16 protein-coding genes are annotated in these 16,692 nt (G+C 38.9%); 13 read left to right on the forward strand and 3 right to left on the reverse strand.

Going from position 1 to position 16,692, the window contains the following annotated elements:
* Window positions 1-15: 15 nt before the first annotated feature.
* The 7 genes from CCAL_RS01475 (at window position 16) to ypfJ (ending at window position 6,137) form a co-directional block, all read left to right on the forward strand.
* On the forward strand, window positions 16-1,299 hold the full coding sequence (locus CCAL_RS01475) for a coiled-coil domain-containing protein (protein ID WP_170015121.1): 1,284 nt from the start codon (window positions 16-18) through the stop codon (window positions 1,297-1,299).
* Entirely contained in the window at window positions 1,299-1,910 is a 612-nt protein-coding gene (gmk, locus tag CCAL_RS01480) for a guanylate kinase (protein WP_170015119.1), read from the forward strand. The genes CCAL_RS01475 and gmk overlap by 1 nt, the downstream gene beginning before the upstream one ends.
* Window positions 1,911-1,957: 47 nt before the next feature.
* The gene (locus CCAL_RS01485) at window positions 1,958-2,179 is read left to right on the forward strand and encodes a Sec-independent protein translocase subunit TatA/TatB (RefSeq protein WP_169937094.1); all 222 of its coding nucleotides are present in this window, start codon (window positions 1,958-1,960) and stop codon (window positions 2,177-2,179) included.
* Window positions 2,180-2,189: 10 nt separating this feature from the next.
* Entirely contained in the window at window positions 2,190-3,776 is a 1,587-nt protein-coding gene (argS, locus tag CCAL_RS01490) for an arginine--tRNA ligase (protein WP_170015117.1), read from the forward strand.
* A 6-nt stretch (window positions 3,777-3,782) separates the two neighbouring features.
* Complete coding sequence (locus tag CCAL_RS01495) at window positions 3,783-4,790, forward strand: YeiH family protein (RefSeq protein ID WP_169971839.1); 1,008 nt, start codon at window positions 3,783-3,785, stop codon at window positions 4,788-4,790.
* Between the two features lie 8 nt (window positions 4,791-4,798).
* Window positions 4,799-5,209 (forward strand): SseB family protein, encoded by a 411-nt coding sequence (locus CCAL_RS01500; protein WP_169937099.1) that lies wholly within the window; start codon window positions 4,799-4,801, stop codon window positions 5,207-5,209.
* Between the two features lie 64 nt (window positions 5,210-5,273).
* Window positions 5,274-6,137 (forward strand): KPN_02809 family neutral zinc metallopeptidase, encoded by an 864-nt coding sequence (gene ypfJ / locus CCAL_RS01505; RefSeq protein ID WP_170015115.1) that lies wholly within the window; start codon window positions 5,274-5,276, stop codon window positions 6,135-6,137.
* A 53-nt stretch (window positions 6,138-6,190) separates the two neighbouring features.
* On the opposite strand, the gene nadD is transcribed toward ypfJ, so the two are convergent.
* Entirely contained in the window at window positions 6,191-7,066 is an 876-nt protein-coding gene (nadD, locus tag CCAL_RS01510; RefSeq protein ID WP_170015113.1) for a nicotinate (nicotinamide) nucleotide adenylyltransferase, read from the reverse strand.
* A 203-nt stretch (window positions 7,067-7,269) separates the two neighbouring features.
* Here nadD and gap point away from each other — a divergent pair, with 203 nt between their 5' ends.
* The 6 genes from gap to polA all read left to right on the forward strand — a co-directional run bounded on the left by gap (window position 7,270) and on the right by polA (window position 15,141).
* Entirely contained in the window at window positions 7,270-8,271 is a 1,002-nt protein-coding gene (gene gap, locus CCAL_RS01515; protein ID WP_170015111.1) for a type I glyceraldehyde-3-phosphate dehydrogenase, read from the forward strand.
* 1 nt (window position 8,272) lies between these two features.
* On the forward strand, window positions 8,273-9,481 hold the full coding sequence (locus CCAL_RS01520) for a phosphoglycerate kinase (RefSeq protein WP_169937107.1): 1,209 nt from the start codon (window positions 8,273-8,275) through the stop codon (window positions 9,479-9,481).
* Window positions 9,478-10,152: a triose-phosphate isomerase gene (locus tag CCAL_RS01525; RefSeq protein ID WP_170015109.1), complete on the forward strand. Its 675-nt coding sequence runs from the start codon at window positions 9,478-9,480 to the stop codon at window positions 10,150-10,152. The genes CCAL_RS01520 and CCAL_RS01525 overlap by 4 nt, the downstream gene beginning before the upstream one ends.
* Before the next feature lie 240 nt (window positions 10,153-10,392).
* Window positions 10,393-11,211, forward strand: coding sequence for an enoyl-ACP reductase FabI (gene fabI, locus CCAL_RS01530; protein ID WP_169937111.1), 819 nt, complete (start codon window positions 10,393-10,395; stop codon window positions 11,209-11,211).
* Between the two features lie 221 nt (window positions 11,212-11,432).
* Window positions 11,433-12,455 (forward strand): NADH:flavin oxidoreductase/NADH oxidase, encoded by a 1,023-nt coding sequence (locus tag CCAL_RS01535; protein WP_170015107.1) that lies wholly within the window; start codon window positions 11,433-11,435, stop codon window positions 12,453-12,455.
* A 34-nt stretch (window positions 12,456-12,489) separates the two neighbouring features.
* Window positions 12,490-15,141 (forward strand): DNA polymerase I, encoded by a 2,652-nt coding sequence (gene polA, locus CCAL_RS01540; protein WP_170015105.1) that lies wholly within the window; start codon window positions 12,490-12,492, stop codon window positions 15,139-15,141.
* Window positions 15,142-15,174: 33 nt separating this feature from the next.
* Here the strand turns inward: polA and ttdB are convergent, their stop codons facing one another.
* Window positions 15,175-15,789, reverse strand: a complete 615-nt coding sequence (gene ttdB, locus CCAL_RS01545) for a L(+)-tartrate dehydratase subunit beta (protein WP_169971833.1) — start codon at window positions 15,787-15,789, stop codon at window positions 15,175-15,177.
* Window positions 15,782-16,684 (reverse strand): L(+)-tartrate dehydratase subunit alpha, encoded by a 903-nt coding sequence (gene ttdA / locus CCAL_RS01550; RefSeq protein WP_170015103.1) that lies wholly within the window; start codon window positions 16,682-16,684, stop codon window positions 15,782-15,784. Before ttdA ends, ttdB begins: the two co-directional genes overlap by 8 nt.
* Window positions 16,685-16,692 lie beyond the last annotated feature (8 nt).

Raw genomic sequence — 16,692 nt, forward strand, 5'->3', positions numbered from 1 at the left:
TTTAAAGGAGAGATGATGAGGGTTGCGCTTATAAATAAAAATCCGGCTGTTTCACGTTTGATAACACTAAGTTTAAATAAAATCGGAGTCGGTTATGACGAGATTGATGATATTTTAGAGCTTCAAGAGTCATTTGACTGTATCGTGATCGACAGTGATATTGAAATTTTAGATGTTGATTTAAGCCAGCACTCAAATAGCGTTATCGCGCTTGTTCCTCGCGGCAGTCAAAAACCGGAATTTGCCGATGCTTATCTTGAAAAACCGTTTTTACCTACTGAATTTATAAGCTTGTTTGAAGAGACTACGTCAAATGCCAAGCCGGTTACTCATGTAGAAGATAGTGCTAAATTTCATGATTTTGAAGATGATCTTAGTATGCCTGATGAGCTTGGAGGCTTTGATGATTTTGAGCTGCCTAGTATAGACGAGGAGCATAAAGATAAGCCTGATGATGATTTGGAAAATTTTGAAGATCTCGATTTGAATGATTTAAATTTAGATAGCATAAACGAAGATGAAGATCTGCCAAGCGAAGAAGACAACAACTTGCTAGAAGAACTTAGCAAGGATAATCTTGATAGTCTTGACGAGCTTGATGAATTTAGTGAATCAGAAGATATAAAAGACGTTAAAGAAAAGCAAGAAGAGCTTGATGATACTTTTTTAAATGAAGAGCTAAGTCAAATGCAAGAGGCAAAAGAGAATTTATTGGACGAAGATTTGAGCGAAGAAAAAGAAGAAGACGTAGAAGATGTAAATGAGATAGATGAGCTAAGTTCTTTGGTTGACGAGATAGATCATATGAGTGAAAGCGACAGTGAAGATGTCGGCAAAGATGAGGATAATGAGCCAAAAGATGACATTATTGATGATTTGCTTGATAGTTTGGACACGCAAGAACTAGACGAAGAATTTACAGATTCTAAAAAAGATGTAGAGTCAAAACAAGAGCCTGAAATTGATGAAAATTTAATACAAGAAGACGAGCTGCAAGAGGATGAGCTTTTAGCTGATGAGATTGGGGAAGAAGTGAGTGAAGTCACACAAGAAAACATAGAAGAGATACATGATATTAATGAGATAGACCAGGCATTAATGATGAAAGCATTTGGGCTTGACGGAGCTAAAAGTGAGCAAGATAGCCTTAGTGAACCTAAAGAGCAAACACAAGATATAAAAGCTGAACTTAGTCAAAAGATAACCGAACAGATAAAAAAATCGTTAAATGACAGTGCTTTAAAAGAAGCCTTAAAAGATATGAATATAAAGATAAATATAAGCTTTGAGGAGAAGTAGTGAAGGGTCAAATTTTACTCATCAGCGGTCCTAGCGGCTGTGGTAAAAGCACTCTTTTAAGCAGGCTCTTTAAGGAGGAAAAAGGGCTTTATTTTTCTATCTCAAGCACAACAAGAGCCATAAGAGACGGCGAAATAGACGGTGTTCATTATCATTTTATAAGCAAAGAAGAATTTGAAGACGGTATAAAAAAAGATGAATTTTTAGAATGGGCGCAGGTTCATAAAAACTACTACGGCACAAGTTTAAAGCCGGTAAAAGAGCAGCTTGAGCGTGGGAACATCGTTGTTTTTGATATAGACGTGCAAGGATTTGCCATAGCAAGAGAGAAATTTAAGTCCGAGATAACATCTGTTTTTGTTACTACCACAAATAAAAAAGAGCTAAAAAAACGTCTTGAAAAGCGCAATACCGACAGTCCCGAAACTATAGAAAACCGTTTAATGAACGCAGTCGGCGAGATGGAACACATTTTGGAGTATGATTATTTTTTAATAAATGATAATATAGAAAAAAGTTATCGCGGGTTAAAGTCTATCGTTCGGGCTATGCGTTTAAAAAGTACAAATATCAATCTTCGTGAAACGATCGATAATTGGATTGATTGTTAAAATTTAAAATTTATGCTAAAATCACGCTTTTAATTTAAGGAGAAAAGATGGGTATCAGTGTTCAACAGTTGTTAATAATACTTGCTATTATCGTTTTATTGTTCGGTGCTAAAAAAATTCCTGAGCTTGCAAAAGGTCTTGGTAAGGGTATCAAAAGCTTTAAGGCTGAAATGGAAGATGATAAGCCTGTAGAAAAAGTTGAGAAAAAAGAAGAAGATGTCGTTGACGCAAAGGTTAGCGAGAGTAAAACAGAGAGCAAAAACGCATAGGCTTTAGAAGTTGAAAGAGATAGTAAAATCTGAAATTTTAAAGATTATCGGACGCGATTTTGTTCTTGAAAAACCAAAAGATAAAAATTTAGCCCACTATGCTACACCGTTGGCCTTTTCTTTGGCAAAAGAGCTTAAGCGTTCGCCTATGGCTATAGCACAAGAATTTGCCGATAAATTTAAAGACAATGATCTTTTTGAGGTTAGTGCGGTTAATGGGTATTTAAATTTTAAATTAAAGGGCGAATTTTTGGACTCTTGCGCAAGCAAGGCTTTGCAAGATGGAGAAAATTTTGCCTCCTCAAAACCTAAAGATAAAAGCTTATTGATCGAATACATCAGCGCAAATCCCACTGGTCCGCTTCACATAGGTCATGTTAGAGGAGCGGTTTATGGCGATACTTTGGCTCGTATCGGAAGATATATAGGCTACGATATACAAACCGAGTACTACATAAATGACGCGGGCAATCAAATAGACCTACTTGGTACCTCTATTTCACTTTGGGCTCGTGAAAATCTACTTGGTCAGAGTGTAGAATACCCTGAAAAATACTACCGTGGCGATTATATAGAAGATATCGCAAAAGCTGCACTTGAAAAATTCGGCAAAGAAATTTTTACAGACGAGAGTAAAAATTTAGATCTAGCGGAATTTGGCAAAGATATAGTGCTAGATATCATCAAAAAAGATCTATCGGATGCAAATATTTTTATTAAAAATTGGGCTAGCGAAAGGTCGTATTACGATAAGCTAGAGGCAACTATCGCAAAATTAGAACGCTCAAATCAAATGTATAAAAAGGACGGAGCAACTTATATTGCTTCTACAAAACTTGGCGATGATAATGATCGTGTCGTTGTTAGAGATGACGGCAGGCCTACGTATCTAGCAGGTGATATAGTTTATCATAATGATAAATTTGAACGTGGATATGATGAGTTTTTAAATATTTGGGGAGCTGATCATCACGGGTATATAGCTCGCCTAAAAGCTGCTATAAATTTCTTAGGTTATGATGAAAATCGCCTTGAAATTTTACTTATGCAAATGGTTAGTTTGCTAAAAGACGGCAAGCCGTATAAGATGAGCAAACGTGCTGGTAACGCCATACTTATGAGCGACATTACCGCTGAGATTGGAGCTGATGCTTTAAGGTTTATTTTTATAAGTAAAGCAAACACGAGTAGTCTTGAATTTGACGTAGATGAGCTTAAAAAAGAAGATAGTTCAAACCCTATTTTTTACATAAACTACGCTCACGCAAGGATAAATCAAGTATTTGGTAAGGCACAAAAAAGTGTTACCGATGTTATAGATGCATCGCTTGATCTGCTTGATGATAGCGGTAAAAATTTGCTTTTTGAAGCGCTTACTTTAAATGAAATTTTAGAAGATGCTTACTCGCAAAGAGCTTTGCAAAAGTTGCCTGATTATCTAAAATCGCTTTGTGCGAATTTCCACAAATTTTATAATGAAAACCGCGTTATAGGAAGTCAAAACGAAGATGTTTTGCTTAAGCTTTTTGCGGTTGTTGCGCTTAGCATAAGAACAGCTCTAACTCTTATGGGTATAACTGCAAAAGAGCGCATGTAGCGAGAAATGAAACAGACACTAAAGCATATTTTTGAGTTTAAATTTGCTTGGCTGTGTCTGTTTTTTCTGGCTATTTTAGCTATTTTTATATCACATTTTCCACCTTTTAGCACATTTCATCTTAGTCCACTTATGGTCGCTGTGTTATTTGGTTGTATGGTGGTAAATTTTTCCCCTAAAAGTTCTAATACACTTAAAAAAACAGGAATTTTGAGTATAGCCACAAAGCAAATTTTGCGCTTTGGTATCATACTTTTTGGCTTTCGTATAAGTTTTGATAGTATTAGTGAGCTTGGAATTTATGGTATTTTATTTGTTGCTTTGGTTGTATTTTCGACATTTGCACTTGCGATCTTTATAGGCAAGTGGCTTGGTCTTAGCAAGAGTTTGAGTGCGCTTATCGGCTCTGGTAGCGCTATATGCGGTGCGGCTGCCGTTATGGCGAGTGCAAGCACGATAAAGGCAAGCGAGCAAGATACGGCAAGTGCTATATGCACTGTTGTGCTGTTTGGAACGATAGGCATGTTTGTTTATCCGTTTATTTTTAAAGTTGGATTGCTTGGTTTTGATGCAGATATGATGGGAAGATTTACCGGTGCTTCACTTCATGAGGTTGCTCATGTTATCGCTGCTGGAGCAAATATTTCAGAGAGTGCAAAAGCTAGTGCTGTTATCGTAAAAATGCTTAGAGTGCTTACTTTGGTGCCATTTTTGATCGTTTTGTCTATATTTTTTCGTTCAAACAAAAGCGGTAAAATGAGTGTGTTTCCGTATTTTGCGCTATACTTTTTTGCAGCGGTTTGTATAAATTCTCTCTTTGCTGTCCCTGAAATTTTACTTACCGCTATAAATCATCTTGCTACTTTTTTACTTTGTGCAGCCATGTGTGCACTTGGTTTTGGGCTAAATAAAAATACATTTGCAAACATGGGCTTTAAGCCATTCTTGCTTGCAGCTTTGCTGTTTGCCTGGCTGTTTGTATTTTGCTTTTCGTATATTAAATTTATTTTTTAGGAGATACTTTGAGTTTGATTAAAGCTATTGAAAATTTTAAAAATGAACCAACAAAGGATAATGAAATTTGTCTAATAAACGAGCTAAAAAAGGCTGAATTTCTAGCCCCGGTTATACTTGCTGCACCGCTTGCAAAGCCTGACGGAAGTGCGGTTTATGAAGAAGAGGGGTCAAACATCAAATTTGCCCTACTTAGTGATGACGAAAACGACAAGAGCTATTTTCCTGCATTTACAAGCAGACAAGAGCTGATGAAATGGAGAAATGATAGCGAGCAAGAAGTTATAAATTTGCGATTAAAGGATTACGGGGCTATTTTGCTTGATGATAAAAATAATTATGAGGGTATCGTAATAGACGCATTTTCGCATTCGCTTATACTTGATTTAAATTTCTTTAGAGCTATTTTTAAAGACTAAATTTGTCAGGTTTATCTAAAAAAGCGTCGTTTTTTGATACAATCGCCAAAAATAAAGGATAAATATGAAATGGCAAGATAGCAGACAAAGCTCAAATGTCGAAGATAGACGTTCAAATTCACAAGTAAGTAGCGCTGGTTCGTTTGGTGCGCTTGTATCTATTATCAGATTTTTGATGGGTTCAAAGATCGGACGCATAGTGCTAGTTATCGGTGTTGTGGCCTATTTTATGGGTTACGACCCTCTTGCTCTTATCGACCAAGGAGCCGCCACAACTCAAAGTAAAGCCATAGATGATCCAAAGGAGAAAGAAAATTTTGCCTTTGTTTCTGCTGTTTTGGCAGAAACAGAAGATGTATGGGCGAATATTTTCAAAGAGTATAAAGCTTCATATGTGGAGCCAAATTTAGTGCTTTTTAAAGGGCAAGTTTCTAGTGGATGTGGCTTTGCTAGCTCACAAGTAGGGCCTTTTTACTGTCCGGCGGATCAAAAAGTATATCTTGACCTAAGCTTTTTTGATGAACTTGAAAAGACGCATAAGGCGGGAGGTGATTTTGCTAGAGCTTATGTTATAGCTCACGAAATCGGACATCATGTGCAAAATTTAGTAGGAACGCTAAATAAAATTCAGTCACAAAAATCAGGCGTTTCACAAGTAGAGCAAAATGCACTTCAGGTTAAAGTCGAACTTCAAGCTGACTGTTATGCGGGAATTTGGGCGCACTATATGAATAAATATCAAATTCTAGATGACGGCGACATTGAAGAGGCATTAAATGCAGCTAGTGCAATTGGTGATGACACTTTGCAAAAAAAGCACCAAGGACATGTCGTGCCCGACTCTTTCACGCACGGTAGCTCAAAACAGCGCATGGAATGGTTTAAAAAGGGTTTTGAGGGTGGTAAACTAGCTTCTTGTAGTTTTTAAAAATCATCGCGTTTATAAATTTAAATACTATAAACGCGACAAAAGTTAAATTCTTAGTTGTGTTGCTCTTTTAGCTTGCTTAAAAATTCTTCGATATTGTATCTTGCACGGTATTGTTGGCTCATAAGGTGTAAAAGTATGTCGCCAAGATCGCAGACAACCCACTCGCCAGAGCTTTCTATACCTAAAAACTGCTCGCCAAGTGGCTTAAGCTTCTCTTTTAGATCATCTGTTAGCGATAATGCGTGGCGCTCGCCCATTGTTGTCGCGATAACGACTTGTTTTACGAAATAATCCTTATCACTCATATCAAACACTTGTATCTCTTCGGCTTTTTTCTCGTCTAAAATTTTCACGATATTTTCTATGCGTTGTTGCATGCTAAGTTCCATATTTTTTCCTTGATAAAATTTTATGATTTCTTCTTTTAAGACTTCGGGCAAATTTTCTAAACATTCCGAATGTCTAATTTGCGATGAGCTAATGTCTACATGCGTGCCCATTTTTTGCAAATTCTCCGGTATATTTATGTGATCGCGCTCTGCTATTACAAATTTCACAAGTGTTTTTAGCCTTGTAAAATCATGCCATTTATCAAGCGTTGCAAGATGATCCGCTCCGATTATCAGATATAAATTTGAAATTTCGTATTTTTCATAAAGATGATCTATCGTTTCAATGGTAGGTACCGGACGAGCCTTATTGACTTCAAAATCTGAAATTTCAACCTTATCAAGATCTCCCCAAAGTCTTGTTATCCACTTTAAACGAAGTTCGGGAGGCGCGGAGTAGTCGCTCTTAAACGGACTTATAAAGGTCGGCATAATGACTAGCTTGTCTATATTTAGCTCATTTAAAGCCATTTTTACGACACTATCATGCCCTAAATGCGGAGGATCGAAGCTCCCGCCAAAAAATGCTATATTCAACTCTTGCCTTAAAATCAAATTCGTAGATTGTAGCATATTAAGCTAAAAACAAGCTATAAAATATCACAAATCCCAGTTTCTAATCTAAATTTAAAAACTAAAATCGTGATTATATTTAAAATTTAATTATTTTTCTTGATTTAGCTTTTTTTGTAGCTTTTTTTTGTAAAATTACAGTTACTACTTCAATTAAAGGAGCTGAAATGTCGGTTAAGATAGCTATAAACGGTTTTGGAAGGATAGGCAGATGTGCTGCACGTATCATTTTAGAACGCGATGATTGCGAACTTGTCGCAATAAACGACACCGCAAAAAGAGAAATGACTAGATATTTGTTGAAATTTGATACTGTGCATGGGGAATTTAAGCACGATGTTAAGGTTGTTAGTGATGATTGCATAGAGGTTGACGGAAAGAAGATAAAAGTTTATTCTACAAGAGATGCAAATGAGCTTGACTTTGCCGGATGTGGCGCAGACGTCGTTCTTGAATGTACCGGAGCAAATTTGACTTCAGAAAAATGCGAACCGTTTATTAAAAACGGTATTAAAAAAGTCGTTATGAGCGCACCGGCAAAAGACGACACACCAACTTACGTTATCGGCGTAAACACCGATGATTATAAAAATGAAGCGATCATATCAAATGCAAGTTGCACTACAAACTGCCTAGCGCCTGTAGTAAAGATTCTTGATAGTGCGTTTGGTATACAAAAGGGTTTGATGACTACGATCCATGCTTACACTCACGGACAAAGCATACTTGATGTTAAGGGTAAGGATTTCCGCCGCTCTCGTGCTGCTGCTGCAAATATGATACCAACTACAACCGGCGCGGCAAAAGCTATAGGCAAAGTCATGCCTCACCTGCTTGGCAAGATGCACGGACAAAGTATACGCGTGCCTATGCCAAATGTTTCTCTTGTTGATTTAACGGTTGTTTTAGGTAAACAAACGACAGTTGAAGAGGTAAATGAGGCATTTAAAAAAGCAAGTCTTAATGAATTTAAAAATTTAATCAAAATCGACGATGAATACCGCGTTTCAAGCGATTTTATGAGTGATCCTGCAAGTTCTATATTTGTCCCTGATACAACACAAGTTATCTGTGGCGACATGGTAAAAGTTTTGGCTTGGTATGATAATGAATGGGGCTACTCTGCACGCCTTGTAGACATGGGTGTGTTTGTGGGCAAAAGGGGCTAAAATGCACGGAATCATCTCGGTAAAAGATATAAATTTAGCAAATAAAAGCGTCTTTATAAGGTGTGATTTTAACGTTCCTATGGATGAATTTGGCAATATAACCGATGATAGGAGAATTTTTACTGCACTTCCTACCATAAAATACTGCCTTGATCAAGGTTGTAAAATAGTCCTTGCATCGCATTTAGGACGCCCTAAAAATGGCTACGAAGAAGCATTTTCGCTAAAGCCGGTAGCAAAGAGACTTTCGTTCTTACTGCACCAAGAGGTAAAAATGGCAACCGACGTTATTGGGCCTGATGCAAAAGAGAAGGCTAAAAATTTAAAACAAGGCGAGATTTTGCTTCTTGAAAATTTACGCTTTGAAAAGGGTGAAACTAAAAACGATGAAAATTTAGCTCGCGAGCTAAGTGGATTTGGCGAAGTGTATGTAAACGACGCTTTTGGCGTATGCCATAGAGCTCATGCTTCTGTTGAAGCCGTGGTTAAATTTTATGATGAAAATACAAAAGCTGCTGGATTTTTACTACAAAAAGAGATCGAATTTGCCGAAAAACTTATCAAAAAACCGGCTCGTCCTTTTGTTGCAGTTGTGGGCGGAAGTAAGGTTAGCGGCAAACTTCAAGCGCTTAAAAACCTACTGCCTCGCGTTGATAAACTCATCATCGGTGGCGGAATGGCGTTTACATTTTTAAAGGCCATGGGTGAAAATATCGGTAACTCGCTTTTGGAAGAAGAGCTTGTTGAAGAGGCATTAATGGTGCTTAAAAAAGGCAAAGAACTGGGTGTTAAAATTTATCTTCCTGTTGATGTTGTCGCGGCTCAAAGTTTTTCAAACGATAGTGCCGTTAAATTTGTAACTGCACAAGAGATTCCTGCAGGATGGATGGGGCTTGATATCGGTCCTGCTAGTATTAGACTTTTCCAAGAGGCGATAATAGATGCTCAAACTATCTGGTGGAACGGGCCGATGGGTGTTTTCGAGATGGATAAATTCTCTAAAGGCAGCATAAAAATGAGCCACAGCATCGCTGAAACACATGCAACTACGGTTGTTGGCGGAGGCGATACGGCCGATGTTGTCGCTCGTGCAGGAGATGCCGATGAGATGACTTTTATCTCAACTGGAGGCGGAGCAAGCTTAGAGCTTATAGAGGGCAAAGAGCTTCCAGGTGTCAAGCCTCTTAGACGAAGCGGTGTAGAGCAATGATATTTGCAGCAAATTTAAAGTGTAACCACACAAGGGATAGCTTTAATGAGTATGCTAAAATTTTAAATGAAAATTTAAAAGACGAAAATGTCCTCGTCTTTGCCCCTGCTACTACCTTTTTAAATGAGGAGTTTAAATTTACCCTTGGGGCGCAAAATTTCTATCCATGCGAAAGCGGCTCATATACGGGCGAGATAGGCAAGGCTATGCTTGATGAATTTAATATCAAAACCGTGCTTATCGGACATTCGGAAAGACGTGAAATTTTAGGCGAGAGCGAGGAGTTTTTGAGAGCTAAATTTGATTTTGCTGTCAAAAATGGATGGAGAGTGGTTTATTGTATCGGCGAGAGCTTAGAGTTATTTGAGAGTGGAAAAACACGCGAATGGCTAGACTTACAACTTGCAAATATCGATCTGGGATATAAAAATTTAGTTATCGCCTATGAGCCGATCTGGGCGATAGGAACTGATAAGAGTGCAAGCGCAGAGCAGGTGGGTGAAATTTTAGAATTTATAGCTTCAAAGACTAGTGCACCGCTACTTTACGGCGGAAGCGTAAATGCTAAAAATATCGCTGAAATTTGCAAGGTTAAACACTGTGGCGGAGTGCTAGTAGGAACAGCAAGTTGGGATGCTAGCAACTTCTTAAATTTAATAGCGTCGTGCTGAATTCTTTTGTGTGATTTTTGCGAAGCTAGAAAATTTCATCCCTCAACAAGCTATATGCCTAGTCTTAGGATGGAGTTTTGTCGCAATCACAAAAAATCACCACAAAATATTTTCAGTGATAATAAAAAACAAATAAACAAAACTGCAAAGTATCGTGAGATTAAACAAAGCTGTTTGTAAATTTACAAATCAACAAAACATAAACTCACGGTATAAGCAGAATGACTAAGAGGATATAAAATGATAATGCAAGGTAAAAAGGGTCTAATCGTCGGTGTAGCTAATGCCAAATCAATTGCTTACGGTATCGCCGAGGCATGCCATAAACAAGGCGCAACCATGGCGTTTACATATTTAAATGATGCGCTTAAAAAACGTGTAGAACCCATAGCTGGGGAGTTTGGTAGTAAATTTGTTTATGAGCTAGATGTGAATAATCCAGCGCACTTAGAAGGTATAGCAGATAAGATAAAGGCGGATTTGGGCGAGATAGATTTCGTCGTTCATGCCGTAGCGTATGCACCAAAAGAGGCTTTAGAGGGCGAGTTTATTGACACCACAAAAGAGGCGTTTGATATCGCTATGGGAACGTCTGTGTATTCGCTACTAAGCCTTACAAAAGCCGTGATACCCGTGCTTAAAGAGGGCGGATCGATCCTTACGCTAACATATCTTGGCGGACCAAGATTTGTCCCGCATTATAATGTAATGGGTGTAGCCAAAGCTGCGCTTGAGAGCTCAGTGCGCTACCTTGCACATGATCTTGGTGCAAAAAATATCCGTGTAAATGCTATTTCGGCAGGTCCAATTAAAACACTTGCTGCAAGCGGTATAGGCGACTTTAGGATGATTTTACGCTACAATGAAGTAAACGCTCCTCTAAAGCGCAACGTAACAACCGAAGATGTCGGCAAGAGTGCGATGTATTTACTAAGTGATTTGGCTAGCGGTGTAACGGGTGAAATTCACTATGTAGACTGTGGATATAGCACGATGGGGATGGGTGATGTTACAAAAGATAACGAAGGAAATACCATCTTAACGTGGGACGCGAAGTAGATAACAAGTCTATAAAATTTTTTGTATTTCATTCACTCAAAGCGGACGTGACTTCCGTCATCGCTCCGCAATGCACGAAAAACCTTTCTTGCTGCCGCTTGAAGGGTTTTTTGGTATGTGGCTTTTCGTTCATAAAATACAAAACTTAATGCTATTGTTAAACAACCCTATTTTAGGGTAATATAAAATCTCTACACAAAACTACAAAATAAAGGATAACCATGTCAAAACTTTTCACACCTTTTAAAATCGGAAATTCTGTGATCAAAAATCGTATCGTAATGCCGCCGATGTGTATGTATAAGGTAAAGGACGATAATGGCTTTCCAAGATGCTTTCATAGGCTTCATTATGCTGCTCGCTCACTTGGTGGAGCAGGGTTAATCATCGTAGAAGCTACAGCGATTGAGCCAAGAGGCAGGATCACTCATAATGATCTTGGAATTTGGAATGACGAGCAAAAAGAAGCACACGCAAGACTGGTTAAGGAGTGCGTTAAATACGGAGCAAAAATGGCCATCCAGTTAGCGCATGCAGGACGAAAAAGTGAGTGTGACGACACGCCCTTGGCGCCAAGTGCACTCAAATTTAGCGATGAGTATCAAATTCCAAAAGTAATGAGTTTGGATGATATCGCGCAAGTGAAGTCAAATTTCATCAATGCGGCAATTCGTGCACAAAGTGCAGGCTATGAGATCATCGAAATTCACGCGGCGCACGGATATTTGATAAATCAATTTTTAAGCAAGAGTGTAAATAAGAGAGAGGACAACTATGGTGGAAGCTTTGAAAATCGCACAAGACTTTTAAAAGAAATTTTAACCGAAATGAAGGCAGCAGTAAGTATCCCTATCGGTGTGCGACTAAGCGCGGATAGTTGGAAAAGCGATGACTATGATATAGATGAGAGCGTGCGTCTTGCAAAAGAGCTTGAGAACTTAGGGGCGGCATTTATCCATGTATCATCCGGCGGAGTGCATTCAAATGTCGATAGAGCGCCGAAATTTGTGCCGCTTTATCAAGCCGGATATGCAAAGGCTATCAAAGAAGTTGTAAAAATTCCTGTTATAGTGGTCGGACTTATAACTACAGCAAGCGAGGGCGAAGCTTTGTTGCTTGGAGATGTCTGTGACGGTGTGGCGTATGGCAGAGAGCTACTTAGAAATCCAAATTTTGCTCAAACGGCTATGAGAGATCTTGGTGAAAAAGAGCTTATAGAAAAGCCGTATAGAAGAGCTTTTTAAGTATAATAACTAAAATTTTTAACTAGGCAATAAAATGAACAACGAACAAAAAACACTTACTATTATCGATACATTTGGATTTTTCTTTAGGCTTTATTATGCCATGCCGAATTTAAAAAATAGCGACGGAAAGCCAAGCGGAATGGTTAGCGGTTTTGCAAATTTCATTATGAATTTGGCTGAATTTAAAAGTGATTATATAATTTTTGCGCTTGATAGCAAGGGTAAAACTTTACGCCATGAAATGAGTGAGGCATATAAAGCTAATCGCTCAGAGCCACCATTGGCTCTTAAAGAGCAACTCCCGGTTTGCATCGATCTGATCGAAAAAATGGGGCTTTGTTCTATCTCGCGCGATAAATACGAAGCTGATGATATCATCGCAAGTGCGGTAAAAAGTTGCAAGGAACAGGGCATTTTTGTGCGGATCGTTACCCACGATAAAGACCTTTATCAGCTTATCGAAGATGGTAAGGTAAGCATTTATAGCCCGCAAAGTAAGATCGAGCATGATAGTGCGAGTTGTGTTGAAAAATACGGTGTAAAACCTGAGCAAATTCGTGACTTTTTAGCACTTGTCGGTGATAGCTCGGATAACATCCCGGGCGTAAAAGGCATAGGTGCAAAGGGGGCTAAAAAGCTACTTGACGAATTTGGAAATTTAGACGGTGTGTATGAGAATTTAAGCCTAGTTTCAAACGAGCGTATAAGAAACATGCTGTTTGAAGGTAGAGATAGTGCCTTTTTTAGCAAAAAACTTGCTACTCTTTTTGATGATGTTGAAATTTCACTAGAAGATATAAAAAAGGCGAAATTTCCCGAGAAAAATCCCCTACTAAACGTCGCGGACGAGCTAAGGGAGTATAATTTAAATCGCATACTAAAATCTATACAAAACGAGAGTGAAAATACAACAAAAGAGCTTGGTTTTGAAGCGGTTTTGCTAACAAATGAGAGCGAGATAGAAGAGCTACTTTCAAACATAACCCCGGATACGCTTGTTAGCTTTGATACGGAAACGACTAGTGTCGACGCTAGTAACGCGAGTATTGTCGGCTTTAGCTTTTGTTTTAACGATACAAAGGCGTATTATGTTCCTGTGGCTCACAGCTATCTTGGCGTGCCAAAGCAAGTTAGCCATGAGCTTGCCAAGTGGGCGATAGGGCAAATTTATAAAGGTTGTGTCATAGGTCAAAATTTAAAATACGACTTTAAGATCGTGTGGAATAATTTTGGCATAAAACCTCCTAAAAATTTTAAAGATACAATGATACTGGCCTGGCTTAGTGAGCCAAGTCTTGCAGTAGGCATGGATGCGCTTGCCAAGAGGCTTTATGAGTATGAAACGATAAAATTTGAAAGTGTGGTAAAAAAGGGCGAGACATTTGCAAATGTTGTCCTAGAAAATGCCGTAAAATACGCAGCTGAAGATGCTTGGATAACTCTTAAATTTTATCATACGTTTTTAAATTTGCTTGATCCTGAACTTATAAAACTAGCTAATGACTTAGAATTTGAGTTTATTTTAACGCTATTTAATATGGAAAACGAAGGTATTGGGCTTGATGTGATGAAGATGAGGTCACTGATAGAAAGTAACGATAAAAATTTAAAGCGACTTACAAGTGAAATTTACGAGCTTAGCGGCGAAACGTTTAATATAAATTCCGTAAAACAGCTTGGTGAAGTGCTTTTTGAACACCTAAAACTTCCTGTAAAGAAAAAGACAAAAACAGGCTATAGCACCGATGAAGCAGTCCTTAGCGAGATCATCGACACTCATGCCGTGGTGGCTAAAATTTTAGACTATAGAGAGCTTTATAAGCTTCAAAGTACGTATTGTGAGCCGCTTTTAAATTTGGCTTTAAAAGATGAAGATAGAAGAATTTATACCAGCTTTTTACAAACCGGAACAAGCACAGGGCGACTCTCTAGTAAAAACCCGAATTTGCAAAATATCCCTGCACGCGGACGTATGGCAAAAGAGGTTAGGTCTGCTTTCATAGCTAAAAGAGGTTTTAGCTTGGTTGGACTTGACTACTCGCAAATCGAGCTTAGACTTCTTGCGCATTTTAGTAAGGATGAGGCCTTGCTTAGGGCATTTGCAAACGATGAGGATATCCATGCAAGAACGGCGATTAGTATCTTTGGAGAGAGCAATGATCATAACCGCGCAGTGGCTAAAAGTATAAATTTCGGACTGATTTACGGTATGGGCTCAAGCAAGCTAGCTGCGCAAGTAGGCATATCAAGAGCCGAGGCTAAAGAGTATATCGAACGCTATTTTAGGGTATTTCCTAGTATAAAGGGCTTTTTGGAAGGTATCAAAACAGATGCTAAAAACAACGGTTTTGTAAAGACTTTGTTTAATAGAAAGCGGTATTTTGACTTTACAAACGCTACTCCTATGCAGATCGCAATGTATGAAAGAGAAGCTGTAAATACGAAATTTCAAGGCTCTGCGGCAGACATTATAAAGCTTGCCATGGTTGAAATTTCTCGTATAACAGACGATAGAGCCAAGATGTTGCTTCAAATTCATGATGAGCTTATCTTTGAAGTAGCCGATGAGTATGTTGATGAGTTTGGCGCAAAAGCTCAAAAGATAATGCAAGAAATTTATACTCTTAACGTGCCTTTGAAAACTTCGTTAAATAGCGCTAAAAACTGGGGTGAGTTAAAGTAAAAGCAAATAAGGCGGGAGTGCCCCCGCCTTTGGTTATTTTATAAATCCAACTTCTTTGATAATCTTTTCTACTGCGGCGTCTTTTTTCTCGTTAAATTTGATCTTGTTTTGCTCAAAAAGGTTGTTGCCGTGGGCGTCTATGGAGACGATTAATGGTCCAAATTCTTTCACGCGGCAGTTCCATAATGTCTCAGGCATGCCAAGATCTTTCCAGTTTGCACTCTCTATCTCTTCAACCTGAGTGGCTGCGATAACGGCACATCCTGCCGGAAACACGCAGTGTATCGCGCCAAATTTAGCGCAACCATCCATAGTGCCATCTCCCATGCCGCCTTTGCCTACTATCACTCTAACCCCGGTTTTTTCGATAAATTCTTTTTCAAATTTTTCCATTCTCATACTGGTTGTAGGCCCAACCGAGACTATCTCATACTGCTCGTCTCCTTCAAGCTTTCTTATGATAGGACCCGCGTGAAATATCGCTCCGCCGTTTATATCAAGTGGCAGGTCGCGTCCTTCTTCGACCACTCTTCTATGAGCTACGTCACGGCATGTCACGATGTTGCCGCTAAGATATATTATGTCGCCGATTTTTATATCCTCTAAGTCTTTTGCACTAACCGGTGTGGTTAAAATTTTCTTACTCATATCTAAAATCCTTATGCGATGTTACTTTGTAGTTTAGGTTTTTATCCCAGATGATGTGCCCTTTTCTGTGCGACCAACAGCCGACATTTACGGCTACACCGATGACAGAAGGGTGTCTAGCGTTATTTTCTATATGCACGCCCATGACAGAGTTTTGACCACTCATGCCCTGAGGTCCAAGTCCGATAGAGTTTATACCATCTTCTAGCAAGCGCTCCATTTTGGCGGCTCTTTCGTTTGGATTATGAGTGCCAAGAGGTCTCATAAGCGCCTTTTTAGATAAAAGCGAAGCGACATCTATCGAAGTTCCGATACCGACTCCAACAAGTAGCGGAGGACAGGCGTTTAAGCCATAGCTTGTCATTATATCCATAACAAACTGCGTAACACCCTCGTATCCCATGCCTGGCATTAGCACAGTCGCTTTTCCTGGCAAGCTACATCCGCCACCAGCCATGTAGGTGTAAATTTCACACTCATCGCTATCAGGAACTATTTCCCAAAATACCGAAGGAGTGCCTTTACCGATGTTTTTGCCTGTATTATACTCATCAAATGTTTCAACACTGTTGTGTCTTAGCGGAGCTTCTTTGGTTGCTTTAAACGTAGCCTCTCTTAAAAGCTCTTCAAGTTCGCCGATAAGCGGGAAATTTGCTCCACATTTTATAAAATACTGCATAACGCCGGTATCTTGACAGGATGGGCGGTCTAGCTTTTTTGCTAACTCTTGGTTTTTAAACATCGTTTCATATATCGTCTTTGCCAAAGGTGCACTCTCTTGCTTGCTTAGCTCCTCTAGCTTTGCCGTTACGTCATCTGGCAAGACTTTGCCGCTATATCCGACAAATTTCGCCATGATATCAGTCATTTTTGCGACAGCTTGTTCTTTTTGCATACCTTCTC

It is taken from the genome of Campylobacter sp. RM6914 (assembly GCF_004803835.1).
In the GTDB taxonomy this organism is placed as follows: domain Bacteria; phylum Campylobacterota; class Campylobacteria; order Campylobacterales; family Campylobacteraceae; genus Campylobacter_A; species Campylobacter_A californiensis.

Excerpts from the sequence above, each read along its gene's own strand:
- CCAL_RS01535 (WP_170015107.1), top strand. The coding sequence starts at position 11,433 with ATGTCAAAACTTTTCACACCTTTTAAAATCGGAAATTCTGTGATCAAA.
- ttdB (WP_169971833.1), bottom strand. The coding sequence starts at position 15,789 with ATGAGTAAGAAAATTTTAACCACACCGGTTAGTGCAAAAGACTTAGAG.
- CCAL_RS01495 (WP_169971839.1), top strand. The coding sequence starts at position 3,783 with ATGAAACAGACACTAAAGCATATTTTTGAGTTTAAATTTGCTTGGCTG.
- fabI (WP_169937111.1), top strand. The coding sequence starts at position 10,393 with ATGATAATGCAAGGTAAAAAGGGTCTAATCGTCGGTGTAGCTAATGCC.
- CCAL_RS01520 (WP_169937107.1), top strand. The coding sequence starts at position 8,273 with ATGCACGGAATCATCTCGGTAAAAGATATAAATTTAGCAAATAAAAGC.
- ttdA (WP_170015103.1), bottom strand. The coding sequence starts at position 16,684 with ATGCAAAAAGAACAAGCTGTCGCAAAAATGACTGATATCATGGCGAAA.
- ypfJ (WP_170015115.1), top strand. The coding sequence starts at position 5,274 with ATGAAATGGCAAGATAGCAGACAAAGCTCAAATGTCGAAGATAGACGT.
- gap (WP_170015111.1), top strand. The coding sequence starts at position 7,270 with ATGTCGGTTAAGATAGCTATAAACGGTTTTGGAAGGATAGGCAGATGT.
- CCAL_RS01525 (WP_170015109.1), top strand. The coding sequence starts at position 9,478 with ATGATATTTGCAGCAAATTTAAAGTGTAACCACACAAGGGATAGCTTT.
- CCAL_RS01475 (WP_170015121.1), top strand. The coding sequence starts at position 16 with ATGAGGGTTGCGCTTATAAATAAAAATCCGGCTGTTTCACGTTTGATA.
- polA (WP_170015105.1), top strand. The coding sequence starts at position 12,490 with ATGAACAACGAACAAAAAACACTTACTATTATCGATACATTTGGATTT.
- CCAL_RS01485 (WP_169937094.1), top strand. The coding sequence starts at position 1,958 with ATGGGTATCAGTGTTCAACAGTTGTTAATAATACTTGCTATTATCGTT.